Consider the following 23,162-nt stretch of genomic DNA (forward strand, 5'->3'; position numbering starts at 1 on the left):
GGTCCCTCCCGGTCTTCCGGGCCTTCGTGCCGGGCACTCGCCGAGCGGTGAAGGGGCCCGTCCCGTGGTTGAGTGGCTCATCGGACGTGGTACGGAGAAGGGATCTTCCATGCGCGTGCGTGATTCCGTGGTCGTGATCACCGGGGCGTCCAGCGGCATCGGGCGGGCCACCGCCGCCGCCTTCGCCCGGAAGGGGTGCTCCCTGGTGCTGGCGGCGCGGAGGGAAGAGGCGCTGGAGGCGGTCCGGCGGGAGTGCGAACGCCACCGTGGCGTGGAAGCCCTCGTGGTGCCGGTCGACGTCACGGACGCCGCGGCGGTCGACGAGCTCGCGGGGCGTGCGGTGCGGCGCTTCGGCCGCGTCGACGTCTGGGTCAACGCCGCGGCCGTGACCGTGTTCGGGCCCTTCGAGCAGACCCCGCTGGAGGACGTCCGCAGGGTCCTCGACGTCAACGTCATGGGCTCCGTGCACGGCTGCCGCGCCGCCCTGCGGATCATGCGGGAGCAGGGGCGGGGGACGCTGGTGAACGTCTCCTCGATCGTCGGCGTGGTGAGCCAGCCCTACACCCACGCCTACGGCATGTCGAAGCACGCCGTCCGGGCGCTGAGCGCGAGCCTGCGCCAGGAACTGCTGCTGGACGAGGCGGAGCGGATCCACGTGTGCACGGTGCTCCCGGCCACCGTCGACACACCGCTGTTCGAGCACGCGGCGAACTATACGGGCCGCAAGCCCGTGGCGATGCCCCCCGTCTACAGCCCGGAGCGGGTCGCCCGGACCATCGTGGACCTGGTGCGGGTGCCCCGGCGGGAGGTCGTGGTGGGCCCGATGGGCCGTTCCATGGTGATGCAGTCCAAGGTGGCGCCGGGGCTGGTGGAGCGGACGATGGCCCGCCAGGTCGACAAGACCCACCTGTCCCGCGAGGAAACCGCCCCGGCCGGGCACGGCAACCTGCACGTCCCGGCGTCCGGGGAAGGCGCGGTCCACGGGGGATGGGGCGGGCGCCGCCGCACCGCTATGCGCCGGCTGACCGCCGCCGCGGTGCTGGCGGGCGCGGCGGAGGCCAGCCGGCGCATCGCACGACGGGCCGCACGGACCGGGGCGCGTCGAGCGGCCGGGACACGTCGAGCGGCTGGAGCGTGTCGAGTGGCCGGGAGACGTTGAGCGGCTGGGGCGTGTCGAGTGGCCGGGAAGCGTCGAGTGAGGAGGCCGGTCGTGCTCGACGGTCCGGCCTCCGACCGCCGCACCCGCTCGTCCCCGAGCCGGGCAGAGCCTCTGCGGGGACTCCCGGTCCGAGCGCGCCGCCCGCTGCTCACGGTTTCGGCGAGGGGCTCTCCCCGCCGGGCCGCCCGGCCGCCGCCCGTACCTCCTCCCGGCGCGGTATGGGACCCACCGCGCCGGGGCCGGTGGTGGTGAGGGCAGCGGCGATCACCGCGTAACGTGCCGCCTCGACGGGGGAGTCGCCGTCCAGCAGGCGGGCGGCGAAGGCTCCGTCGAAGGTGTCGCCCGCGCCCGTGGCGTCGACCGGCGTCACGGGGTGGGCCGGTACGCGGGTGGTGCGGCCGCCCTCGCGGAGCAGTACGCCGTCGGCTCCCATCTTCAGGGCGACGAGGGACGGGCCGCGCCGGGCGAACGCCTCCAGCACGTCGTGCGGATCGTCCAGGCCGGTGAGCAGGCGGCCCTCCTCCAGGTTGGGCAGCACGAGGTCGGCCAGCCCGGCGGTGTGCAGGATCACGGCGCGGGCGCGTTCCGGCGGCCACAGCGCCGGGCGGTAGTTGGGATCGTAGGAGACGAGTGTGCCGTTCGCCCGGGCGACGTCCACCGCGTGGAAGGCGGCGTCGCAGGCGGAGGTGCCGATCGCCTGGGTGATGCCGCTCAGGTGCAGCAGCCGGGCGCCGGCCACGGCGTGCTCGGGGACGTCCGCCGGGCACAGGCGGGAGGCCGGCGACCCGGCGCGGCGGTAGGTGAAGCTGTGCTTCCCCTCGCCGTGCCGGGTGACGAAGTACAGGCCCGTGGCGCCGCCCGGCTCCCGGACGACGTGGGTGGTGTCGACGCCCTCGCGCCGCCACAGGGCGAGCAGACTGCGGCCGAAGGCGTCGTCGCCGATGCGGGTGAGGTAGCCGGCGCTCGCGCCCGAGCGGCGGGCGGCGATCACCATGTTGGAGGTGTCGCCGCCGAAACCGAGGTGGAAGACGGCGGAGTCCTCCAGCTCCCCCTCGGCCGCGGCGTTGAATTCGAGCAGCGGTTCGCCCAGGGCGAGGACGCACGGGGACGACGGTGTGCGCGCCATCGGGTCAGATCCTGTTGTGCCGGGCGAGTCCGGCGCGCAGCGACCCCGACTCGAGGATGTACCGTGTCTGCTCCTTCTCCCGTTCCTCGATCTCCAGGGCGGTGCGCAGCACCTCGTCGACGAGCTCGCGGGGGACGCGGACCACTCCGTCGCGGTCGGCCACGATCAGATCGCCGGGCCGTACGGTCACCTCGCCCACGACGACCGGCTCGTTGAGGGACACGGTGCGGTAGCGGCCCAGCGTGGTCGCGGGGACGCTGCTGCGGGCGTACACGGGGAAGTCCGGGAAGTCCCGGCGGATCTCGGTGACGTCGCGGACCCCGCCGTCCAGGACGCAGCCCGCCATGCCGCGGGCGACGGCGCCCGCCGTCATCAGACCGCCCCACACGGCCACGTCGGCGCCGCCCGCGTCGATGCAGACCACGCTGCCGGCCGGTGACTCGTCGATGGCCTGCAGAGCGTGGACGGGCGGTTCGGCCTCCGCCGCCGGAGTCTCCCGCACGGTCACCGCGGGTCCGGCCAGGGTGCCGGCCCCCGGCGCGATCTGGCCGATCGATCCGGAGAGGTAGCCACGGGCACCGTGCTGCTCGACGGCGTCCGCGACGGAGGCGGTGGTGACGGACCGGTAGGCCTTGAGTGTTTCCTCGGAGTAGGTGGTCATGCGGGAACCTCCTGGGGTGGTCGGTGGGAGGGGGTGGTGGGGGGAGCGGTGGGAGCGGCGGGGCCCGGGGCGGGGCCCGCCTGGTCCCGCCGGTGCGCCGGTCCGGACGGGCCGGGCGAGCCGGATGGTCCGGAGGGGCAGGACGGTTGGTACGGGCTGGCAGGGGCGGACGGGCCGGATAGGTCGGACAGGTCGGATGGGTCGGCAGGCCGGGTTCCGTACCGGTCCCGGGCGGGCCGGTCAGGCCGGGCTGGTGTCCGGCGCGGGCCGGGCCGGGGTGGTGGTGCCGCCCGCGGTGCCCAGAGGGGCGAAGCTGCGGATCATCAGGCCGTAGATCAGGGCGCCGAGCAGGGCCATGCCGCCGGCGACCGCGAGCGGGACGACGTACGAGCCGCCGAAGCCGTCCAGCAGCATGCCCACGACGAGCGGGCTGACGAAGCCGGCCGCGTTGGAGGCCAGGCCCTGGATGCCGGCGAGTGAGGCGACGTTGCCCGGCGCGGGGGCGATGTCGGCGGGCAGCGCCCACAGGCTGGAGGCGGCGAAGCACAGCGCGCTCTGGGAGAGGGCGAGCAGCGCGAGGGCGAGCGCCGCGCTCTCCACCACCCCGGCGAACACGATCACCGAGGACAGGACCAGCCCGGACACCAGCGGCACCTTGCGGGCGTAGGTCACGCTGCGGCCGTTGGTGACCAGCCGGATCTGGAGCCAGCCGCCGAACCACTGGGCGGGGATGGCCAGCAGGGCGGGCAGCATGCCGAGGAAGCCGAGCTTCAGCAGGTCGAAGCCGCGCTCGTCGACCAGATAGGACGGGAACCAGGTGATGAAGAAGTAGAGCACGAAGGAGAGGCAGAAGAAGCCGAGGAGCATGCCCCAGACGGTGCGGTACCGGAACAGGTGCAGCCAGGGCATGGGCTCGGCACCGGAGCCCTCGACGGCGGAGCCGCCGTCCCGGATGTAGTCGTGCTCCTGCCGGGTCAGACCCGGATGCGTCTCGGGGTCACGGTAGAACTTCAGCCACACCGCGCTGTAGAGCAGGCCGAGCACACCCGCCGCGACGAACGAGCCGCGCCAGCCGAGCACCGCGATGACCGCGGCGACCACCGGCAGCGCGAAGGCCGTGCCGGCCCGGCCGCCGCTGTCGAAGATGGACGCGGCCATCGCCCGTTCCCGCGCGGGGAACCAGCGGGAGACGATCTTCGAACTGGACGGGTACGCGGGTGACTCCACGGCACCGAGCAGCAGCCGGAGCAGCAGGAGGACCAGGAAGCCGGTGGCCGCGCCGACCAGCATCGTCGCGATGGACCAGGCGGCGACGGCGAAGGCCATCATCCGGCGTGGCCCGAACCGGTCGACCAGCCAGCCCGCCCCGGGCAGGAAGGCCGCGTACGTCCAGAAGAAGGCGCCCATCAGGAGACCCGTGGAGGTCTTGGACAGGTCGAGGTCCTCGGTCATGTACGGCAGGGCCACGCCGAGGTTGGCGCGGTCCAGGTAGTTGATCGTGACGGCGCCGAAGGCGAGCCAGATCATGGTCCATCTGACCCGCCCCGCGGGCGCGCCGGGGACATTGGCGGATGAGGTCATGCGGGCTCCTCAAAGCGTGTGCGTCGTCCGTGCACACGAGCGGACGGGGAGAGCGGCGGGACCGGACGGGCGGAGACGGTGCTGGGCAGGCGAAGGCGGGGACGGACACTCCGCGGGCGGCCCGGGCGTTGCCCCGAGCCTAGGAGCTCTCCCGAGGCCGCGTTAAGAACGGAACCCGTATAGGGCTATTCGGAAAACTGATCCCGCCTCATTCGCGTCACCGGCCGGGCCTTGTTGCGAAGGGCACGGGGAGTTAGAGCAAGAGGCATGTTGCGACCGGAAGTTCGTATCGAATGGTTCGTGTCGTTCCTCGGCGTCATCGACACGGGGAGTTTCAGCGCGGCGGCCGAGGCCGTGCACCGCTCGCAGCCACGGGTGAGCATGCACGTGGCCGCGCTGGAACGCGAAGCGGGCGTTCCGCTGTTCGACCGGAGCAAGCGGCCGGTCGAACTCACGGAGGCCGGCGCGGTGCTGGCCGAGCACGCGCGGACCATTCTGCGCCAGCTCGGCAGCGCCGAGGAGGCGATGGCCGCCCGGCGCGGATCGGCACGCGGCGTGGTGACGCTCGGCAGCTATCCCAGTGCGAGCGCCGCGTTCGTGCCGGGGCTGCTGGAACACCTGGCGCGCAGCAGACCGGCCATCAAGGTGGTGCTCGTCGAGCGCTCGACACTGGAGCTCGACGCCGCGCTGACCAGCGGTGAAGTCGACCTGTGCCTGCGGCCGATGGCGCCGCCGGCCGCGCCGTCGGTGCTGCACCGCCCGCTGTGGCGGGAGTCGCTGTCGGTGGTACACCCGCCGGACCACCCGCTCGCCGAGCTGCCCGACCCGCTGCCGATGGCGGCCGTGGCGGCGTATCCGCTCATCACCATCGGACGGCTGGGGGCGCCCGAGGCGCTGGGTTTCGAGACGTACAAGGCGTTTCGCGAGCACGGCTTCGAGCCGGAGGCCGTGCAGGCGACCAACCAGCCGCAGACCTTGGTCTGCCTGGTCCGCAGTCACCTCGGGGTGGGCGTCACCAACCAGTTGGCGGTGTCCACCGCGGACACCCGGGGCGTCCGGGTCCGCCGGCTCGACGCGCCCTGCGGGCGCCGGGTGGCGGTCCACTGGGACTCCACCCGCCCCCTCACCCCGGCCGCCCGCACCCTCATGCGGGAGATCGTCGCGGCGCCGGCCCCCGACGGGACGCAGCCCCTGTCCCCCTCCGAGGACCCGCCGCCGGGTGGATGACGAAGGGGGCAGGCCGCGGAATGTTATTCGGGTTCCGCATTCGCTTATAAGCAAGTCGCTTTCGCAGCAGGCGAGTCGACGCGCGCCGCAGGCCTTATGGTGATCACCCCGCGGCGGCGCGTGCCGACCCCGTACCGGGCTTCCCGCCGGCGCCCCGCATCCTTCCTTCGCCCTTCTTTCTTTCTCTCCCTTTGCCTCCCTTTACCTCTCTGTCTCTCCCTTTCTCTTTTCCGCTCACGTCCCCTGGAGGAGAAGAATCATGTCCAACGCCGCGCACGACCCGGCCCGGCCGGAGACCCCGCAGGACCGCAAGCCCGCCCGCAGCCGCCGCGACATGCTGAAGGCGGCGGCGCTGGGCGTCGGCGGACTGAGCCTGGGGGCCATGGCCTTCGCCCCGGTCGAGGAGCAGGTCGCCTATGTGTCCCAGAAGGTGGGGCGCGCCTCCAAGCCGTCCCAGTTGAAGATCACCGACATGCGGATCGCCGTCCTCGACGGGGTCCCGTTCACCAGCCCGATCGTGCGCATCGACACCAACCAGGGGATCTCCGGGTACGGCGAGGTGCGCGACGACGCGGACAAGCGGTACGCGCTCCAGCTCAAGAGCCGGCTGCTCGGGGAGAACCCGTGCAACGTCGAGATGCTGTTCCGCCGCATCAAGCAGTTCGGCGGGCACGGACGGCGCGGCGGAGGAGTGTCCGGCGTCGAGATGGCCCTGTGGGACCTGGCGGGCAAGGCGTACGGGGTGCCCGTCTACCAGCTGCTCGGAGGCGCGTACCGCACGAAGATCCGCCTCTACACCGACACCACGGAGTCCAAGGACCCGAAGGAGTACGCCCAGCGCATGAAGGCGCGGGTCGACCAGGGGTTCACCTTCCTCAAGATGGACCTGGGCCTGGAGCTCGTCGCCGACGTCCCCGGCGCGGTCATCGGCAAGAGCTACTGGGACGGCAAGCTGGAACAGTACGACGGGACGCCCGGTGGCTACGGCCAGACCGAACACCCCTTCACCATGGTGCAGTTGTCCGACGTCGGCCTGGAGAAGATGGCCGAGTACGTCGAGGCGGTCCGGGACGCCATCGGCTACGACATCCCGCTGGGCATGGACCACACCGGCCACTTCGACGTCAACACCGCCGTCCGGCTGGCCAACCGCTTCGAGCGCTACAACCTCGCCTGGCTGGAGGACCTGGTGCCGTGGTTCTACACCGACCACTGGAAGGAGATCACCGAGAAGGTCAACGTCCCGACGATGACCGGTGAGGACATCTACGGCCTGGAGGCCTTCAAGCCGCTCATCGACAAGAACGCGGTCGACCTGATCCAGCCCGACCCGGCCACCGCCGGCGGCATCCTGGAGACCAAGCGCATCGGCGACTACGGCCGGGAGCACGGCAAGCCGATGCCGCTGCACTACGCGGGGTCGCCGATCGGCGCGATGGCCAGCGCCCACATCGCGGCCGCCACCGAGAGCTTCGTGTGCCTGGAGTACCACGCCACCGACGTGCCGTTCTGGAACGACCTGGTCAAGGGCGACAAGCCGCTGATGGACAAGGGCTGGTACCACCTGACCGACGCGCCCGGGCTCGGCATCGAACTGGACGAGAAGGAGATGGCGAAGCACCTGGCCAAGGGCGAGAAGCTGTTCGCCCCGACGCCGGAGTGGAACAAGAAGGAGGCCTGGGACCGGACCTGGAGCTGAGCAGGGCGGGGTGGGACCGGGGCGGGCCCGGTCCCGGTCCGGTCCCGGCCCGGTGGAGGGATGCGCCGGACGGATGCCTCATCCGTCCGGCGCGTCCGCGCGTGACTGTGACTGTGACTGTGGCTGTGGCTGCGAGTGCGAGTGCGAGTGCGAGTGCGGGTGCGGGTGCGGCTCCTGCTCCGTCCACGGCCAGACGGGCGCCGGCAGCGCGGTGATCGTCCGGTGCACCGCCGTCACCGCCGGTGAGACGACCCCGGCGGAGCGATGCCACAGCGCCACCACCCGTTCGCAGTCCGGGTCGGCGATCGGTACCAGCGCCACCCCCTCGGTGTTGGCCGTCGTCATGGCGAGGCTGTTGGTCACCCCCGCCCCCATCCCGTGGCGCACCAGGGAGATCAGGGTCTGCGGCTGGTTGGTCTGGGCGACGATGGTCGGATTGAGCCCGGCGGTGGCGAAGGCGAGGTTGGTCTCGTACTGGCGCCCGTGTCCCTCACCGCTCTCCCCGATGCTGACCACCGGCAGCGCCGCGATCTGTGAGAGCCGTACGGATGCGGCGCGGGCCAGCGGATGGTTCTCCCGGAAGACCGCCACGAGCGGTTCCCGCCACAGCACCCGGCTGACGACCTTGTCGGAGTTGACGAGCGGGTGCAGGGGGCGGACGGCCAGGTCCACGGCGCCCTCGACGAGGTCCGCGCCCAGGTCCACGCTGGGGCCCTCGCGCAGCACGAGCCGCACATGCGGATGCGCCGTCCGCAGGGCGCGGACGGCGAGGGGATAGAGGTAGGAGGCGGCGCTGGGGTAGGCGCCGAGGCGGACCTCCCCGCGTACGGTGCCCCCGGCCAGGTCGGCGAGCATGCCCAGCCGTCGCAGGATCTCCTCGGCGTGCGGCAGCAGCCCGCGGCCCTCCGGGGTGAGCACCGCGGGCTGCACCGAGCGGTCGAGCAGCCGCGTACCGAGCAGCCGTTCCAGTTCGGCGACATGGCTGCTGACGCGCGGCTGCGAGCGGTAGAGCGCCTTGGCCGCGGCCGAGAAGCCGCCGTGGTGCGCCACCGCGACAAAGCTCACGATCCAGTCGATCCGATAGTGATGAAGGTTCCGGATGTCCATGGGCTCCCTTCCCTCGACAGGGCTCCGGAGCCTACAGCGTGGATCGGCAAGCGCTTTCCGTACTGGCCGGTATGTCGCCCGTGCCGGCCGGTATGTCGTGTGTCAGCGCACGAACCGGTCGACGTAGTCGGCCCCGAGGCCCACCCGTTCGTAGTGCCTGCGGCACATGTCGATCTTGGTGAAGGTGTCCTCGTAGCCGGTCTGCACGCCGTTGTCGTCGACGTAGGCCATCGCGCCGCTGATGTTGAAGAAGGTGATCATCTCGGGGCAGTCGTCCGGAACCGCGAGGGTGTGGATCTCGCCCGGCGGCTCGTAGACGAAGTGCCCGGTCTCCGCGACCCAGTCGTGCTCGTGGTAGTGCCACTTGCCCTTGATCACGTAGCCGAAGACGACTCCGGGGTGGCGGTGGCGGGAGACGATGCCGGCGGCGGTGACCTTCAGCAGGTTGCACCACTGGCCGGTCACCGTGTTGAACATCAGTGGCCGGAACCAGACGTTCGGCGCCTGGGGCACCCACACCCGCTCGTCGTCGGGCACGGCGGCGACGGCGATCTCCTCCGGGACGACCGAGGACAGGGGAATCACGGGACCGTGGGTCTGGGCCTGAGTCCCGGTCTGTGCCTGCATCTCGGGCTGGGGCTGGGGCTGCGTCATGGTTTCTCCTCCATCGTCTCTCCTCTTTCTCGTCTTGCGGTCTTGCGGTCTTCCGGTTCGATGGCCGGGCTTCGCCGCCGACCGCCCGAGACGCCGGTGTCACGCGGCCAGATAGCCGCCGTCGACCGGAAGCACGGCGCCCGTGACGAACGCGGCGTCCGGGCCGCACAGGAAGGCCACGGCCCCCGCGACGTCGGCGGGGTCGCCCCAGCGCCGCATCGGCGTGCGCTCGATGATCGGCCGGGCCGTCGCGGGGTCGTCGTACAGCTCCGCGGTCAGCGGCGTGCGGATCCAGCCGGGGGCCACGGCGTTGACGCGGATCCCCTCCGCCGCCCAGGCCACCGCGAGCGCCTTGGTGAGCTGGGAGACACCGCCCTTGCTGGACGTGTACGCGGGCACCCTCGGGCCGCCGAAGAAACTGAGCATGGAGGCGACGTTGACGATGCAGCCGCCCGCGTCGCGCAGCAGGGCGCGGGCGGCGACGCAGGCGCGCATCGTGCCGGTGAGGTTGATCTCGACGACCCGGGCGAAAACGGCGGGATCGTACTCCTCGCCGCGGGCGATCGCCCCGGCGGCGTTCACCAGCACGTCGAGCCGCGGCAGGCTCCCGATGAACCGCTCCAGTTCGTCGCCGCGGGTCAGATCGAGTTCGACCGTGCGGACGCCCGGGACCGGGCCGCGCTCCGGACGCGGCGCCTTCAGCCCCGCGGCGATCACCGCCGTCCCGGACGCGGCGAACCGCTCCGCGACGGCCGCGCCGATCCCGCTGGTCCCGCCGATCACCACCGCCGTACGGGAAGCGGGGGCGTCCGCGCTCCTCCCGGCGGGAACCGCTCCGTTCTCCTCGCTCACAGCCATCCCTCTCTGCGCGGGTGTTCGACGTGATGAGGCGATTGAACCGCCGCCGGCGGGAGGGACCATCGATCATGCGCGACGAGGATGACCGTCATTCGAAAACGCCCCACCTGTCGCCCCGGCCTTTCCTTCCGGTCTTTTCTTCACCCCGTCCGCCACTCGTGTGGCGGTGCGGGCGGTGAGGTTCCGGGATTTCCGGAGGTGTGCCGGGGTGCGCGCCCGTCATTCGTTGTTCGCATCGCGGTATTCGCCGTACGCGGTTCACGCGAGGGGCGGCCCGCCCTATCTTTTCCGTCGTTTCCCGCCCGCGTCGGCCGCGTACGAGGCGGTCGTCCCCGGTACGGCCGCGGACCGGCGCGAGAACGGCGGACATCCGGGCGGACCCGCCGGCCCGCTGTACGCGCTCATTCCCGCGCGGTTTCGACGGTGGGAATGGACGGGAACGGCCGGGAACCGGCAGGAACGCGGAGGGAATCGAGGGGATCGATGGTGAAAAGAAAAGCAGCGCTTTCGGTGGCGTGCGGATCCGTTCTTCTGGCCGGGAGCCTGACGTTCTCCGCCCTGGCCCCCGCCGCCCGGTCGGCGACACCGGGCGAGGCGGCCACCCGGCCGGCGGCACCCCGCGAGGCCGTCGCCCGGGCCGCGGACCAAGCAGTCGGCGAGCAGCGGGCGGCCGCGTCCGGCGGGCCCGCGGTGCCGGCCGAGGGCAGCCATGTCCGGAACGTGGTCGCCTCGAAGAAGGAGGTCGAGTACCTCACCGCGGAGTGGAAGGGCGCGCGTTACCCGGACGGCCGCCCCAAGGTCTCCGACGGCCTCCTGAAGCGCATGAGGATCATGTCGGTCGAGCAGGCCTGGGGCGCGCTGCGCGAGCGCGGTTACCACAACCAGTTCGCGGGGGAGTGGAAGACGATCCACGCGGACCGGACGGTCATCGGGCGCGCGCTGACGGCCCAGTACATGCCGAGCAGCCCGGACCTGGAGAAACGGCTGACCGGGGACGGTCACAAGGCGGGGCACGAGGGCCAGATGAACACCTGGCCCATCGCCCTGCTCCGCGACGGCGACGTCTACGTCGCCGACGGCTTCGGCAAGGTCCAGGACGGCACGCTCATCGGCGGCAACCTGGGCGAGGAGATCCACTCCAGGACGCACACGGGCGTCGTCTTCGACGGATCGCTGCGCGACCTGGAGGAGCTCGACGACATCAAGGGGTTCAACGCCTTCGTCCGTGACTGGCACCCCTCCTACATCCAGCAGATGATGCTGACCGGCGTCAACACCCACATCCGCATCGGCGAGGCGGTCGTCCTGCCCGGCGACGTCGTGCTGGCCAAGCGGGAGGGGATCGTCTTCATCCCGGCCCACCTCGTCGAGGACATCGTGGAGGAGGCGGAGGTGACCCTGCTGCGCGACCTGTTCGTCAAGCAGCGGCTCCGCGAGGGCACGTACACCTCCGGGCAGGTCGACAAGGGCTGGGACGAGGTGGACCAGGCGATCAAGGACGACTTCCGCGGCTGGCTGCAGGAGAACAAGAACGATCTGCCGGTGCCCGCGGAGCGCGTCCAGGAGATCATCGACGCCGCCGGCTGAGCGCGGGCGCCGTGACGGCTGCGGGGGCCCGGCTTCGGCCGGGCCGTCCGGTCCGGTCACGCTCGGGCCGGGCCGTCCGGTCCGGTCCCGCTCGGGCCGGGCCGTCTCGCTCAGGGCGCGTCGACCACCGGCGGCTCCCCGCGTGGCAGGGTCAGCGCGCGGCGCAGCGCGGCGGCCTCCTCCGTGCCGATGCGGTCGGCGAGGACGCCCTCGATGACGGCGAGGGTCGCCTGGGCGCGGCGATGCACCCGGGCGCCCTCCGCCGTGATGCGGATCAGTCGGTTGCGCGCCGAGGCGGGGTCCGGGACCTGCTCCAGCAGGCCCAGGGCGAGCAGGCCGTGCACGGCCTGGTGCGCCGTCTGCCGGGTGACGCCGAGGCGGCGCGCCAGCTCGGCGACCGTGGTGCCCTCCGCGTCCAGGAAGGCGAACACCTGGCCCTGAGCGCTGGTCAGCGGCTGCTCGCCGGCCGCCCGCATGCTCGCCACGAGCGCGTCGTCGAACCAGCGCTTGGCGCCGGCCAGCAGCAGGGGCAGGTTCGGTGCGGGATCGGTCATGGCTCCTCGGATTCCTCGGTCACGAGCATACGGGTGGGCTCCCGGCGGTCCGCCGACCTTCGTTCCGGAACCTTCGTCCCGGCATCTTCGTCCCGGCATCTTCGCCCCGGCATCTTCGCCCCGGCCGAGGGGTTGCCTTCCGCTGATCGTCAGGTAGCCTGACAGCCACCAAAAGTCAGGTTACCTGACGCAGCTCTGTCGGAGGTTCCCCATGACCATCGAATTCGCCCGGCGCTCCCACTCCCACATCCCCGCCGAACCGGGCAAGCCGTACTTCATCGAGAAGGGCCTGGGCGACCGCGCCCACCTCTTCACCGACCTGGTCACGATCTACGCGGGCGGCCCGCAGACGGAGAACACCTTCAACTTCTTCACCGTCGAGGGCCCCAAGGGCAACATCATCCCGGCCCACTCCCACCCGGACACCTACGAGGTCTTCTTCATCACGCAGGGCGCCGTCCGGCTGTTCGTGGAGGACCTGGAGGGCGAGCAGCAGGAGAGGCTGCTCACCGCCGGCGACTTCGGATTCGTGCCGAAGAACTGCCCGCACGCCTACCGCATCGAGCGTCACCACAGCCAGGTCGTCGGCGTCGCCGCCGGTCCCGGCGGCACCTTCGAGCGGTTCTTCGAGACCCTCGGCACGCCCACCGAGGAACTCGGCCTGCCGCAGCAGCCGTACGTGCCCGACCCGCAGAAGTTCGCCACCGTGCCGCAGCAGTACGACGTGACCTTCCTGCCCGACCACCAGTGGCGCACGCAGGGCTGATCCGGCGCCGCCCGCAGGGGCCCCGCCCGCCGGGGCCCCCGCCGGCCGCGCCGCATCCGGCCGCGCGGCCGGCGCGCCCCCCGACACCGACGCGGACCACGCTCCCCGAGGAAGGAATCTCCCATGACCGTGCCCGAGACGCCCGGCTTCGTCGACGTCCACGCCCACTTCGTCACCGACTCCTACGTCCGGCAGGCGCGGGCCGCCGGCCACGAGCTGCCCGACGGCGTGCCCGTCTGGCCCACCTGGTCCGCGAAGGCGCACCTGGAGCTGATGGACCGCAACGGCATCACCACCTCGTTCCTGTCCGTCTCCTCGCCCGGCGTGCACTTCGGCGACGACGCCGCGGCCCGGCGCCTGGCCCGCGAGGTGAACGAGGACGCCGCCCGCGCCGTTGCCGACCACCCCGGCCGCTTCGGCTTCTTCGCCTCCCTCCCGCTGCCCGACGTCGACGGCGCCCTGACGGAGATCGCGTACGCCTTCGACGAACTCGGCGCGGACGGCGTGGTGCTGGAGACCAACACCCACGGCGTGTACCTGGGCGACGAGCGCCTGGAGCCGGTCTTCGCCGAACTCGGCCGCCGCCGCGCCGTCGTCTTCCTGCACCCCACCTCGCCCGTCTGCTGGGAGCGGTCCGCCCTCGGACGGCCGCGCCCGATGGTCGAGTTCGTCTTCGACACCGCCCGCACCGTCACCGACCTGCTGATGGCGGGCACCCTCGAACGCCACCCGGGCCTGGAGGTGATCGTCCCGCACTGCGGCGGAGCCCTGCCCGTGCTCGCCGACCGCATCAACGGCTTCATGAAGCTCTTCCTGGCGCAGGAGGGTGCCGGCGCCCCCGACGCGGTGGAGCAACTGCGCCGCCTGCACTACGACATGGCCGGCCCCGCCTTCCCCCGCCAGGTGCCCGCGCTGCTCGGCCTCGTCGACCCCGGCCGGCTGCTGTACGGCAGCGACTACTGCTGGACCCCGGCGCACGGCGTCGACGCCCACATCGCCTCCGTCACCGCCGCCCCCGTGCCGGTGGAGGGCGCCACCTGGCAGTCCCTGACGACGGCCAACGCCCGCCGCCTGCTGCCCCGCCGCCTCGCCTCCTGACCGCCGCCGCCCCGCCGGCCGACCTTCCGAGGAGCTCCCCGTGCCCCCGCACCCCGACCTCGCCGCGTTCCTCGCCCCGCCCGACCCCGCGGCCCTGCCGTTGCCGCCCGCCGCGCGTCCTGCCGACGGCGTACGGCTGCTGCGGGGCGTCCCGTACGCCGTCCGCGACGGCAGCCGCCCCCTGGAGCTCGACCTGTGGCTCCCCGAGGAACCGGCCGGCGGCCCGCTGCCCGTGGTCGTCTTCGTCCACGGCGGCGCCTGGCGCACCGGCCTGCGCGACGACGCGGGCCCGCGCTTCCGTACCTGGCGGCCGCACCCCTTCGCCCGGCTGGCCGAGGCCGGATTCGCCGTCGTCTGCCCCGACTACCGGCTCAGCGGCGAGGCCGTCTTCCCCGCCCAGCTGGACGACCTCACCGAGGTGCTGGCCTGGCTGCGCGCCCGCCGCGCCGAACTCGGCCTGGACGCGGACCGCGTGGCCGTGTGGGGCGAGTCCGCGGGCGGGCACCTCGCCGCCCTGCTCGCCCTCACCGCCGGCCCGGCCGTCCGCGGCTGCGTCGTCTGGTACGGCGCCACCGACCTCACCGCCGCGCCGCCGCACACCCCCGAGGCGATGCTCCTCGGCGCCCCCGCCGCCGACGTCCCCGAACGCGCCCGCGCCGCGAGCCCCGTCGCCCGGGTGGCCGCCGGTGCGCCGCCCTTCCTGATCCTGCACGGGGCCGAGGACACGATCATCCCCGCCGCCCAGGGGGAGGCCCTGGCCGCGGCGCTGCGGGCGGCGGGCGCGGAGGCGGACTTCCGGTCCGTCCCCGGAGCCGACCACCTGTGGACCGGGGCCGCGGAGGAGGACGTGGAGCGGTGCTTCACCGCGACCCTGGACTTCGCGCGCACCGTGGTGGCGCAGGACCTCGCGCGCACCGTGGCGGCGCGCCGCGCGGCACCGGACACCGCGGGGTAGCGGACGGCGGCGCGCCACCGGGACCCGGAGGGGCCGCGCGCCGGACCCGGCCTCCGGCGCGGCCGAAAGCCGGGGGCGCCGGCCCGCCCCGGCCCTCACAGGTGGCGGCGGCGGGCGGCGGCCTGCTCGTCGTACCGTGCGCGGGCCGCCGCGGCGCTCTCGCGGGCGGACACCTCCGCCACCGGCACGTCCCACCACGCCTGGGGCGGGGGAGCGGCCGGCGCCGGGTCGGTCTCCACGTACACGCAGACCGGGCGGCCGGCGGCGCGGGCCGCGGCCAGCGCCTCGCGCAGCTCGCCCACGGTCTTGGCGCGCAGCACCTCCATGCCGAGGCTGGCGGCGTTGGCGGCCAGGTCGACGGGGAGCGGGGTGGCGGTGAAGGTGCCGTCGGGGGCGCGGTGGTGGTAGGCGGTGCCGAAGCGTTCGGCGCCCACCGCCTCCGACAGGCCGCCGATGGAGGCGTAGCCGTGGTTCTGGACCAGGACCATCTTCACCGGCAGGTTCTCCTGCACGGCGGTGACGATCTCCGTCGGCATCATCAGGTACGTGCCGTCGCCGACCAGCGCCCACACGGGCGTGCCGGGGGCGGCCTGCTGCACGCCGAGCGCGGCCGGGATCTCGTAGCCCATGCAGGAGTAGCCGTACTCCAGGTGGTACTGGCGCGGGGAGCGGGCCCGCCACAGCTTGTGCAGGTCGCCGGGGAGCGAACCGGCCGCGTTGATCACCACGTCCTCGTCGCCCACCACCGCGTCCAGCGCGCCGAGCACCTGCGTCTGCGTCGGTACGGCGCTGTCGTCGGCGGCGTGGAAGGCCGTCTCGACGACCCGCTCCCAGCGCTCCTTCCCGGCGCGGTACTCCGCCTCGTACGCCGCGTCCACCCGGTGGCCGGCGAGCGCCTCCGCCAGGGCCGCGAGCCCGGCCCGCGCGTCGCAGACCAGGGTGCGCGCGGCGAGCTTGTGGGCGTCGAAGGCGGTGATGTTGAGGTTGAGGAAGCGGACGTCCGGGTGCTGGAAGAGGGTGCCGGAGGCGGTGGTGAAGTCGGTGAAGCGGGTGCCGACGCCGATCACCAGATCGGCGGTGCGGGCCAGGTCGTCGGCGACGGCGGTGCCCGTGTGGCCGATGCCGCCGAGGTCGGCGGGGTGGTCGTGGCGCAGGGAGCCCTTGCCGGCCTGGGTGGAGGCGACCGGGATGCCGGTGGCGTCGGCCAGCGCCTTCAGCGCGGTCTCGGCCTCGCTGTGGTGGACGCCGCCGCCCGCGACGATCAGGGGGCGCCGGGCGGCCCGGATCGTCCGGACGGCCCCGGCCAGCTCCGCCGGGTCGGGCGCGGGCCGCCGCACCGGCCAGACGCGCCGGGTGAAGAACTGCGCCGGCCAGTCGTACGCCTCCGCCTGCACGTCCTGGGGGAGGGCGAGGGTGACGGCGCCGGTCTCGGCGGGGTCGGCGAGCACGCGCATGGCGTTCAGCGCGGAGGGGATCAGGGCCTCGGGGCGGGTGATCCGGTCGAAGAAGCGGGAGACCGGGCGCAGGGTGTCGTTGACGGACACGTCGGCCGCGAGGGGGTGTTCGAGCTGCTGGAGCAGTGGGTCGCAGGGGCGGGTGGCGAAGGAGTCGCCGGGCAGGAGCAGGACCGGCAGGCGGTTGACGGTGGCGAGGGCGGCGCCGGTGACGAGGTTGGTGGCGCCCGGGCCGATCGACGTCGTCACGGCCTGCGCGGACAGGCGGTCCAGGTGGCGGGCGTAGCCGACGGCCGCGTGCACCATGGCCTGCTCGTTGCGGCCCTGGTGGTACGGCAGGGCCTCGCCGTGCTCGACGAGCGCCTGGCCGATGCCGGCCACGTTGCCGTGGCCGAAGATGCCCCAGACCCCGGCGATCAGGCGGCGCCGTACCCCGTCCCGCTCGGTGTACTGGGCGGACAGGAACCGCACCAGGGCCTGGGCGGTGGTCAGGCGGAGGGTGGGAGCGCTCATGCGGACCTCTCGGGTGCGGTGTAGAGGGGCAGGCGGGGGTCGACCGGCCGGTCCGGCCAGGTGGCGCGGACCCAGGCGTGGTCGGGGTGGTCGCGGATCAGCCAGGCGCGGTCGGGGTCCGGGCCCGCCATGACGTTGAGGTAGTACATGTGGTGGCCGGGCACCGCCATCGACGGCCCGTGCCAGCCGTCGGGGATCAGCACGACGTCCCCGTCGCGCACCTCGGCCAGGACGTCCGTGCCGCGGCCTCGCCCGGACGGGGAGACCCGCTGGTAGCCGAGGCCGGGGATGCCGTCGTGGGCGGCGAACTCGAAGTAGTAGATCTCCTCCAGGACGGACTCCTCGCCGGGGCGGTGCTCGTCGTGCTTGTGCGGCGGGAACGACGACCAGTTGCCGCCCGGGGTGATCACCTCCACCGCGATCAGCTTGTCGCAGGCGAAGACGTCCGCCGCGGCGAAGTTGTTGACCTGGCGGGAGCAGGCGCCGGTGCCGCGCAGCTCCACGGGGACGGCCGAGGCCGGGACGTGGCGGGCGGGCAGGCGGCGGGTGCAGCGGGCGCCGGCGAGCGCGAACCGCCCGCCGCCGGGGGAGTGGAGGGTGGCGCGGGCGTCGCGCGGGACGTACGCGAAGTCGCTGACGGCGTCGAACACGCCGGTGCGGCCGGCGAGGGGGAAGGTGCCGCTGCCGAAGTCGTCGTCGGCGGTGACCGTGCAGCCGCCGCTCAGCGGCAGGACGATCCACTCGCTGTCGCCGGTGCCGAAGGAGTGCGTGCCGCCGGGCGGCAGGCGCAGGACGCGCAGGCCGCTGTGGCCCCAGCCGGCCGTCTCGGGGGAGACGTCCACGGCGTACGGGCCGGCGGCGGCCCGGCCGGCGGGAAGGTGGTACGGACTGGTGGTCATCGGTGCCTCCTGGTCACGGGCGGGCCGGACCGCCCGCCGCGGGGCCGGTCACAGCAGGCCGACGGCCGTGTCGACCGCCTCTTCCACAGTGCCCCGGGCCGGGTAGAGCAGCGACCGGCCGGCGACCAGTCCCCGCACGGTGGGCAGCCGCAGCGCCTTGCGCCAGCGCTCGTAGACGGCCTCTCGGGCGTCGCCCGCACCGTCGGAGCCGCCCGTGCCGCCGACGTCGCCGCCGAGCAGGACCGCGGGCAGTGTGGAGGTCTCCAGGACCTCCGCCATGTCGTCGGGGTCGCGGGTGACGGGCAGTTTCAGCCAGGTGTAGGCGGAGGTGCCGCCCAGGCCCGAGGCGATGGCGATGGAGCGGGTGACCGCCTCCGCGGACAGGTCGGTGCGGAGGCGGCCCTCGCTCCGGCGGCACAGGAACGGCTCGACGAACACCGGCAGCCGGCGGGCGGCCATCGCATCGACCGCGCGGGCGGCGGACTCCAGGGTGGCCGGCGAGCCGGGGTCGTCGTAGTCGATGCGCAGCAGCAGCTTTCCCGCGTCGAAACGGAGCCGGGCGAGGTCCTTCGCGCGGTGGCCGGTGAAGCGGTCGTCCAGCTCGAAGGCGGCCCCGGCGAGGCCGCCGCGGTTCATCGAGCCCATGACGACCTTGCCGTCCAGGACGCCGAGCAGCAGCAGGTCCTCCAGGACGTCCGCGGTGGCCAGCACCCCGTCGACGCCGGGGCGGGACAGCGCGGTGCACAGGCGTTCCAGCAGGTCCGCCCGGTTGGCCATGGCCAGGCGGCGGTCGCCGACACCGAGGGCGCCGCGCGCCGGATGGTCGGCGGCCACGATCATCAGGCGCCCGCCGGCGCCGAGCAGCGGGCGCCGCACCCGGCGCCCGGCCGCCTCGGCGATCGCCTCCGGGTGCCGGGCCCTGACCGCGGTCAGGTCGGGGATGCCGATGCTCACGACGGGCTCCGTTCGACGCCGGTCCGGGAGGGGTGGGGATCGCCCCGACGCACGCTCCAGGTGTAGGTCCGGAGAGCCGACCCTGTCAATGCTTTGTTCTGACATTCGGACCTGCAGGCGCTTTGATGTCCTGACAAAGCCTTGACAGGGGGCGTGCCGAGGACTTGTATCCCCAGCCAGCGCACCGCGGATCCCCGGCCCCTTCTCCCTTCGCACAGTGAGGTGCAGGAAAGATGGACCGCTCTTCTCCCGCCCGCTCCCGCCGCCCCGCCTCCGCCCGCTCCCGTTTCCGCCGCCCCGCCCTCGCCCGCTCCCGCCGTACGGCTCCCGCACGCTCCCGCCGCACCGCCCCCGCCGTCGCCCTGGCCGCCGCCGCGGCGGCCCTGGCCCTCGCCGCCTGCTCCAGCGGCTCCGGCGGCAAGAAGGCCGAGGAGGACGGGCCGGACGCCTCCGCCGGCAAGGCGGCCGGCCCGCGCATGACGGTCGCCCTGATCACCCACCAGGCGCCCGGGGACACCTTCTGGGACATCGTCCGCAAGGGCGCCGAGGCGGCCGCCGCCAAGGGCAACGTCGAGCTGGTCTACTCCGCCGACCCCAACGCGGGCAACCAGGCCACCCTGGTGCGCAACGCCGTCGACCGGAAGGTCGACGGCATCGCGGTCACCCTCGCCAAGCCGGACGCCCTCGCCGGCGTGGTGGCCGAGGCCCGGCGGGCGGGCATCCCCGTCGTCGGCCTCAACTCCGGCCTGAGCGACTGGAAGCGGATGGGCCTGCTGGGGTTCTTCGGGCAGGACGAGTCCGTGGCGGGCGAGGCGTTCGGCAGGAAGCTCGACGAGGTCGGCGCCGAGAAGGCCGTCTGCGTGATCCACGAGCAGGGCAACGTCGGCCTCACCCAGCGCTGCGACGGCCTGAAGAAGACCTTCTCCGGCTCGGTCGAGAACCTCTACGTCAACGGCGCCGACATGCCGTCCGTGCAGTCGGCCGTCACCGCCAAGCTGACGCAGGACGGCGCCGTCGACCACGTCGTCACCCTCGGCGCGCCCTTCGCGAGGGCCGCGGTGCGGGCGGCGGCCGAGACCGGCGGCAGGGCGAAGGTCGCCACCTTCGACCTCGACAAGGAGCTGACCGGCGCCATCCGGCGGGGCGACGTCGAGTTCGCCGTCGACCAGCAGCCCTACCTCCAGGGCTACCTGGCCGTCGACGGCCTGTGGCTCTACGAACACAACGGCAACCACAGCGGCGGCGGCGAGCAGCCGGTGCTGACCGGCCCCGCCTTCGTCGACAAGACCAACGTCGAGCGGATCGCCCGCCACGCCGCGAAGGGCACCCGGTGACGAGCGGGGCCGCACCGGCGGCGAGCGCGCCGCGGACACCCGGCACCGGGTCCGCGGATGGGCGGACCGCCCGGCGCCCCCTGGCGCTGCGGCTGCTCACCCGGCCCGAGACCGGCGTGTTCCTCGGCGCGCTCGCGGTGTTCGTCTTCTTCCTGATCGCCGCCCCCGCGGTCCGCCAGGGCGGCTCGATGGCGACCGTTCTCTACCAGTCGTCCACCATCGGGATCATGGCGCTGCCCGTCGCCCTGCTGATGATCGGCGGCGAGTTCGACCTCTCCGCCGGCGTCGCCGTCGTCACCTCGGCGCTGACCGCGAGCATGCTCTGCTACCAGCTCACCCTCAACGTCTGGACGGGCGTGATCGCCGCCCTGCTCGTCTCCCTCTCCGTCGGCGCGTTCAACGGCTGGCTGCTGGTGCGCACGGGGCTGCCCAGCTTCCTCGTCACCCTCGGCACCTTCCTGATCCTGCAGGGCGCCAACCTCGCCGTCACCAAGCTCGTCACCGGAAACGTCGCGACCGACGACATCGGCGACATGGACGGCTTCGGCCAGGCCAGGGCCGTCTTCGCGTCCTCCTTCGGCATCGGCGGCGTCCAGGTGAAGATCACGGTGGTGTGGTGGCTGGTCTTCGCCGCGCTCGCCACCTGGGTGCTGCTGCGCACCAAGTACGGCAACTGGGTCTTCGCGGTCGGCGGCGACCGGGACAGCGCCCGCGCGGCCGGCGTCCCCGTGACCTTCACCAAGATCTCGCTGTTCATGCTGGTCGGCTTCGGCGCCTGGTTCGCCGGCATGCACCAGCTGTTCTCCTTCCGCACCGTGCAGTCCGGCGAAGGAGTCGGCCAGGAGCTCGTCTACATCGCCGCGGCGGTGATCGGCGGCTGCCTGCTGACCGGCGGACAGGGTTCCGCCGTCGGCCCCGTCTTCGGCGCCTTCATGTTCGGCATGGTGAACCAGGGCATCGTCTACGCCGGATGGAACCCCGACTGGTTCAAGGCCTTCCTCGGCGCGATGCTGCTGGGTGCCGTCCTCGTCAACCTGTACGTCCGCCGTACGGCGGCCCGGAGGTGATCGCACATGGCCGAGGGTGACCGGCCCGTCGTCGAACTGCGCGGCGCCGGCAAGTCCTACGGCGCCCTGCGCGCCCTGTACGGCGTCGACCTCGCCGTCCGTCCGGGCCGGGTGACCTGCGTGCTCGGCGACAACGGCGCCGGCAAGTCCACCCTCATCAAGATCATCTCGGGGCTGCACCGGCACACCGAGGGCGAGCTCCTCGTCGACGGCCGGCCGGTGCGCTTCGCCTCCCCGCGCGAGGCCCTCGACCGGGGCATCGCCACCGTCCACCAGGACCTGGCGACCGTCCCGCTGATGCCGGTGTGGCGGAACTTCTTCCTCGGCTCCGAACTCACCCGGGGCCCCTGGCCCCTGCGCCGCCTCGACATCGCCCGCATGAAGCGGACCGCCGACGGGGAACTGCGCCGCATGGGCATCGCCCTGGACGACCTGGAGCAGCCCCTCGGCACCCTCTCCGGCGGCCAGCGCCAGTGCGTCGCCATCGCCCGCGCCGTCCACTTCGGCGCCCGCGTCCTCGTCCTCGACGAGCCGACCGCCGCCCTCGGCGTCAGACAGTCCGGCGTGGTGCTCAAGTACATCGCCGCCGCCCGCGACCGCGGCCTCGGCGTCGTCCTCGTCACCCACAACCCCCACCACGCCTTCCTGGTCGGCGACCACTTCCACGTCCTGCGCCTGGGCACCCCCGAACTGTCCGCCGCCCGCGGCGAGATCACCCTCGACGACCTGACCCACCACATGGCGGGCGGCGCCGAACTCGCCGCCCTGCGGCACGAGCTGGCGCGGACCGGCGGCACCGGCGCCGGCACCGGGGAGCCGCCGCGAGAACGGGAACCGGAGCCGGCCACGCCCTCCGCCGGCCCGTCGGCCACGCCCCCCGCGGGTCCGCCGTCCGCACCCTTCACCGGCCCGCCGCCCGCGCCCCCCGCCGCCCCGCTGGAAGGAACGCCCTGACATGCCCGCAGCCCTGGACCGCATCCGCGTCGGCTCCGCCCCCGACTCCTGGGGCGTCTGGTTCCCCGACGACCCCCGGCAGGTGCCCTGGCCGCGCTTCCTCGACGAGGTCGCCGAGGCCGGGTACGCCTGGATCGAACTCGGCCCCTACGGCTACCTCCCCACCGACCCGGCCCGGCTCACCGACGAGACGGCCCGGCGCGGCCTGCGGGTGTCGGCGGGCACCGTCTTCACCGGCCTGCACCGCGGCCCGGCCGTCTGGGACGCCACCTGGGAGCACGTCGCCGAGGTCGCCGCGCTCACCCGGGCGACGGGCGCGCGGCACCTCGTCGTCATCCCGTCCTTCTGGCGCGACGACAGGACCGCCGAGATCCTGGAGCCGCCGGAGCTGACGCGCGAGCAGTGGACCCACCTCACCCGGGGCATGGAACGGCTCGGCCGGCGGGTCAGGGAGACCTACGGCCTGGACATCGTCGTCCACCCGCACGCCGACACCCACCTCGACACCGAGGAGCACGTCACCCGCTTCCTCGACGCCACCGACCCCGGCCTGGTCGGCCTCTGCCTGGACACCGGCCACTACGCCTACTGCGGCGGCGACAGCGTCAAGCTGATCGAGACCTACGGCGAACGCATCGGCTACCTGCACCTCAAGCAGGTCGACCCGGAGGTCCTCGCCGAGGTACGGGCGAACGGCATCCCCTTCGGGCCGGCCGTGCAGCGCGGGGTGATGTGCGAACCGCCCTCCGGGGTGCCCGACCTGGCCCCGGTCCTGGCCGCCGCCCAGAGGCTGGGCGTGGACCTCTTCGCCATCGTCGAACAGGACATGTACCCCTGCGAGCCGGACCGGCCGCTGCCCATCGCGGTGCGCACCCGCCGGTTCCTGCGCTCCTGCGGCGCCTGACGGCCCGGGCGGGCGGCCCGGGCCCGCGCACACCTGCCGGACACCCCCGGC

Annotated in this window: 21 protein-coding genes; 11 read left to right on the forward strand and 10 right to left on the reverse strand. The window is 73.4% G+C overall.

The window, feature by feature from the left end:
- Positions 1 to 109: 109 nt before the first annotated feature.
- Complete coding sequence (locus ABZ340_RS05860) at positions 110 to 1,159, forward strand: SDR family oxidoreductase (protein WP_358780499.1); 1,050 nt, start codon at positions 110 to 112, stop codon at positions 1,157 to 1,159.
- A gap of 148 nt (positions 1,160 to 1,307) precedes the next feature.
- Here ABZ340_RS05860 and ABZ340_RS05865 read toward each other — a convergent pair whose 3' ends face one another.
- From ABZ340_RS05865 to ABZ340_RS05875, 3 genes are all read right to left on the reverse strand, one after another.
- Positions 1,308 to 2,285, reverse strand: a complete 978-nt coding sequence (locus ABZ340_RS05865) for a sugar kinase (RefSeq protein WP_358780500.1) — start codon at positions 2,283 to 2,285, stop codon at positions 1,308 to 1,310.
- Between the two features lie 4 nt (positions 2,286 to 2,289).
- Positions 2,290 to 2,946, reverse strand: coding sequence for an RraA family protein (locus ABZ340_RS05870; RefSeq protein WP_358780501.1), 657 nt, complete (start codon positions 2,944 to 2,946; stop codon positions 2,290 to 2,292).
- A 240-nt stretch (positions 2,947 to 3,186) separates the two neighbouring features.
- Positions 3,187 to 4,527 carry an MFS transporter gene (locus tag ABZ340_RS05875; RefSeq protein ID WP_358780502.1) on the reverse strand — a complete coding sequence of 447 codons (1,341 nt, stop codon included), beginning with the start codon at positions 4,525 to 4,527 and terminating at the stop codon, positions 3,187 to 3,189.
- A gap of 267 nt (positions 4,528 to 4,794) precedes the next feature.
- Between ABZ340_RS05875 and ABZ340_RS05880 the strand changes: the two genes are divergently transcribed.
- The gene (locus tag ABZ340_RS05880; RefSeq protein WP_358780503.1) at positions 4,795 to 5,754 is read left to right on the forward strand and encodes a LysR family transcriptional regulator; all 960 of its coding nucleotides are present in this window, start codon (positions 4,795 to 4,797) and stop codon (positions 5,752 to 5,754) included.
- A gap of 259 nt (positions 5,755 to 6,013) precedes the next feature.
- Positions 6,014 to 7,453: a mandelate racemase/muconate lactonizing enzyme family protein gene (locus tag ABZ340_RS05885; RefSeq protein ID WP_358780504.1), complete on the forward strand. Its 1,440-nt coding sequence runs from the start codon at positions 6,014 to 6,016 to the stop codon at positions 7,451 to 7,453.
- Between the two features lie 78 nt (positions 7,454 to 7,531).
- Here the strand turns inward: ABZ340_RS05885 and ABZ340_RS05890 are convergent, their stop codons facing one another.
- From ABZ340_RS05890 to ABZ340_RS05900, 3 genes are all read right to left on the reverse strand, one after another.
- Complete coding sequence (locus tag ABZ340_RS05890; RefSeq protein WP_358780505.1) at positions 7,532 to 8,560, reverse strand: LysR family transcriptional regulator; 1,029 nt, start codon at positions 8,558 to 8,560, stop codon at positions 7,532 to 7,534.
- 102 nt (positions 8,561 to 8,662) lie between these two features.
- Positions 8,663 to 9,214 (reverse strand): 2,4'-dihydroxyacetophenone dioxygenase family protein, encoded by a 552-nt coding sequence (locus tag ABZ340_RS05895; RefSeq protein WP_358780506.1) that lies wholly within the window; start codon positions 9,212 to 9,214, stop codon positions 8,663 to 8,665.
- Between the two features lie 99 nt (positions 9,215 to 9,313).
- Positions 9,314 to 10,066 carry an SDR family oxidoreductase gene (locus ABZ340_RS05900; RefSeq protein ID WP_358780507.1) on the reverse strand — a complete coding sequence of 251 codons (753 nt, stop codon included), beginning with the start codon at positions 10,064 to 10,066 and terminating at the stop codon, positions 9,314 to 9,316.
- A 516-nt stretch (positions 10,067 to 10,582) separates the two neighbouring features.
- Here ABZ340_RS05900 and ABZ340_RS05905 point away from each other — a divergent pair.
- Complete coding sequence (locus tag ABZ340_RS05905; RefSeq protein ID WP_358780508.1) at positions 10,583 to 11,659, forward strand: RraA family protein; 1,077 nt, start codon at positions 10,583 to 10,585, stop codon at positions 11,657 to 11,659.
- A gap of 110 nt (positions 11,660 to 11,769) precedes the next feature.
- On the opposite strand, the gene ABZ340_RS05910 is transcribed toward ABZ340_RS05905, so the two are convergent.
- Positions 11,770 to 12,213 carry a MarR family winged helix-turn-helix transcriptional regulator gene (locus tag ABZ340_RS05910; RefSeq protein WP_358780509.1) on the reverse strand — a complete coding sequence of 148 codons (444 nt, stop codon included), beginning with the start codon at positions 12,211 to 12,213 and terminating at the stop codon, positions 11,770 to 11,772.
- 211 nt (positions 12,214 to 12,424) lie between these two features.
- Here ABZ340_RS05910 and ABZ340_RS05915 point away from each other — a divergent pair, with 211 nt between their 5' ends.
- The 3 genes from ABZ340_RS05915 to ABZ340_RS05925 all read left to right on the forward strand — a co-directional run bounded on the left by ABZ340_RS05915 (position 12,425) and on the right by ABZ340_RS05925 (position 15,032).
- Positions 12,425 to 12,979, forward strand: a complete 555-nt coding sequence (locus ABZ340_RS05915; RefSeq protein ID WP_358780510.1) for a quercetin 2,3-dioxygenase — start codon at positions 12,425 to 12,427, stop codon at positions 12,977 to 12,979.
- A gap of 123 nt (positions 12,980 to 13,102) precedes the next feature.
- Positions 13,103 to 14,077, forward strand: coding sequence for an amidohydrolase family protein (locus ABZ340_RS05920; protein WP_358780511.1), 975 nt, complete (start codon positions 13,103 to 13,105; stop codon positions 14,075 to 14,077).
- Positions 14,078 to 14,117: 40 nt separating this feature from the next.
- Positions 14,118 to 15,032, forward strand: coding sequence for an alpha/beta hydrolase (locus ABZ340_RS05925; protein WP_358780512.1), 915 nt, complete (start codon positions 14,118 to 14,120; stop codon positions 15,030 to 15,032).
- A gap of 95 nt (positions 15,033 to 15,127) precedes the next feature.
- Here ABZ340_RS05925 and iolD read toward each other — a convergent pair whose 3' ends face one another.
- From iolD to ABZ340_RS05940, 3 genes are read right to left on the reverse strand one after another with little or no spacing between them, the layout of a single operon-like run.
- Positions 15,128 to 16,999 carry a 3D-(3,5/4)-trihydroxycyclohexane-1,2-dione acylhydrolase (decyclizing) gene (gene iolD / locus ABZ340_RS05930; RefSeq protein WP_358780513.1) on the reverse strand — a complete coding sequence of 624 codons (1,872 nt, stop codon included), beginning with the start codon at positions 16,997 to 16,999 and terminating at the stop codon, positions 15,128 to 15,130.
- Positions 16,996 to 17,898, reverse strand: coding sequence for a 5-deoxy-glucuronate isomerase (gene iolB / locus ABZ340_RS05935; RefSeq protein WP_358780514.1), 903 nt, complete (start codon positions 17,896 to 17,898; stop codon positions 16,996 to 16,998). The genes iolD and iolB overlap by 4 nt, the downstream gene beginning before the upstream one ends.
- A gap of 48 nt (positions 17,899 to 17,946) precedes the next feature.
- Entirely contained in the window at positions 17,947 to 18,852 is a 906-nt protein-coding gene (locus ABZ340_RS05940; RefSeq protein WP_358780515.1) for a deoxyribose-phosphate aldolase, read from the reverse strand.
- A gap of 233 nt (positions 18,853 to 19,085) precedes the next feature.
- Here ABZ340_RS05940 and ABZ340_RS05945 point away from each other — a divergent pair, with 233 nt between their 5' ends.
- The 4 genes from ABZ340_RS05945 to ABZ340_RS05960 are packed head-to-tail and all read left to right on the forward strand — an operon-like array spanning position 19,086 to position 23,111.
- Positions 19,086 to 20,186: a substrate-binding domain-containing protein gene (locus tag ABZ340_RS05945; RefSeq protein WP_358780516.1), complete on the forward strand. Its 1,101-nt coding sequence runs from the start codon at positions 19,086 to 19,088 to the stop codon at positions 20,184 to 20,186.
- Complete coding sequence (locus tag ABZ340_RS05950; protein ID WP_358780517.1) at positions 20,183 to 21,253, forward strand: ABC transporter permease; 1,071 nt, start codon at positions 20,183 to 20,185, stop codon at positions 21,251 to 21,253. Before ABZ340_RS05945 ends, ABZ340_RS05950 begins: the two co-directional genes overlap by 4 nt.
- A 6-nt stretch (positions 21,254 to 21,259) precedes the next feature.
- Positions 21,260 to 22,207 carry an ATP-binding cassette domain-containing protein gene (locus tag ABZ340_RS05955; RefSeq protein ID WP_358780518.1) on the forward strand — a complete coding sequence of 316 codons (948 nt, stop codon included), beginning with the start codon at positions 21,260 to 21,262 and terminating at the stop codon, positions 22,205 to 22,207.
- A 1-nt stretch (position 22,208) separates the two neighbouring features.
- Positions 22,209 to 23,111 carry a sugar phosphate isomerase/epimerase gene (locus ABZ340_RS05960; RefSeq protein ID WP_358780519.1) on the forward strand — a complete coding sequence of 301 codons (903 nt, stop codon included), beginning with the start codon at positions 22,209 to 22,211 and terminating at the stop codon, positions 23,109 to 23,111.
- Positions 23,112 to 23,162: the final 51 nt, after the last annotated feature.

This window comes from Streptomyces sp. NPDC006134, from assembly GCF_040628835.1.
Classification (GTDB): domain Bacteria; phylum Actinomycetota; class Actinomycetes; order Streptomycetales; family Streptomycetaceae; genus Streptomyces.

Bases quoted from the DNA above. Each gene is read 5' to 3' on its own strand.
- ABZ340_RS05860 (WP_358780499.1), top strand. From the start codon at position 110: ATGCGCGTGCGTGATTCCGTGGTCGTGATCACCGGGGCGTCCAGCGGC.
- ABZ340_RS05865 (WP_358780500.1), bottom strand. From the start codon at position 2,285: ATGGCGCGCACACCGTCGTCCCCGTGCGTCCTCGCCCTGGGCGAACCG.
- ABZ340_RS05870 (WP_358780501.1), bottom strand. From the start codon at position 2,946: ATGACCACCTACTCCGAGGAAACACTCAAGGCCTACCGGTCCGTCACC.
- ABZ340_RS05875 (WP_358780502.1), bottom strand. From the start codon at position 4,527: ATGACCTCATCCGCCAATGTCCCCGGCGCGCCCGCGGGGCGGGTCAGA.
- ABZ340_RS05880 (WP_358780503.1), top strand. From the start codon at position 4,795: ATGTTGCGACCGGAAGTTCGTATCGAATGGTTCGTGTCGTTCCTCGGC.
- ABZ340_RS05885 (WP_358780504.1), top strand. From the start codon at position 6,014: ATGTCCAACGCCGCGCACGACCCGGCCCGGCCGGAGACCCCGCAGGAC.
- ABZ340_RS05890 (WP_358780505.1), bottom strand. From the start codon at position 8,560: ATGGACATCCGGAACCTTCATCACTATCGGATCGACTGGATCGTGAGC.
- ABZ340_RS05895 (WP_358780506.1), bottom strand. From the start codon at position 9,214: ATGACGCAGCCCCAGCCCCAGCCCGAGATGCAGGCACAGACCGGGACT.
- ABZ340_RS05910 (WP_358780509.1), bottom strand. From the start codon at position 12,213: ATGACCGATCCCGCACCGAACCTGCCCCTGCTGCTGGCCGGCGCCAAG.
- ABZ340_RS05915 (WP_358780510.1), top strand. From the start codon at position 12,425: ATGACCATCGAATTCGCCCGGCGCTCCCACTCCCACATCCCCGCCGAA.
- ABZ340_RS05920 (WP_358780511.1), top strand. From the start codon at position 13,103: ATGACCGTGCCCGAGACGCCCGGCTTCGTCGACGTCCACGCCCACTTC.
- iolD (WP_358780513.1), bottom strand. From the start codon at position 16,999: ATGAGCGCTCCCACCCTCCGCCTGACCACCGCCCAGGCCCTGGTGCGG.
- iolB (WP_358780514.1), bottom strand. From the start codon at position 17,898: ATGACCACCAGTCCGTACCACCTTCCCGCCGGCCGGGCCGCCGCCGGC.
- ABZ340_RS05945 (WP_358780516.1), top strand. From the start codon at position 19,086: ATGGACCGCTCTTCTCCCGCCCGCTCCCGCCGCCCCGCCTCCGCCCGC.
- ABZ340_RS05955 (WP_358780518.1), top strand. From the start codon at position 21,260: ATGGCCGAGGGTGACCGGCCCGTCGTCGAACTGCGCGGCGCCGGCAAG.
- ABZ340_RS05960 (WP_358780519.1), top strand. From the start codon at position 22,209: ATGCCCGCAGCCCTGGACCGCATCCGCGTCGGCTCCGCCCCCGACTCC.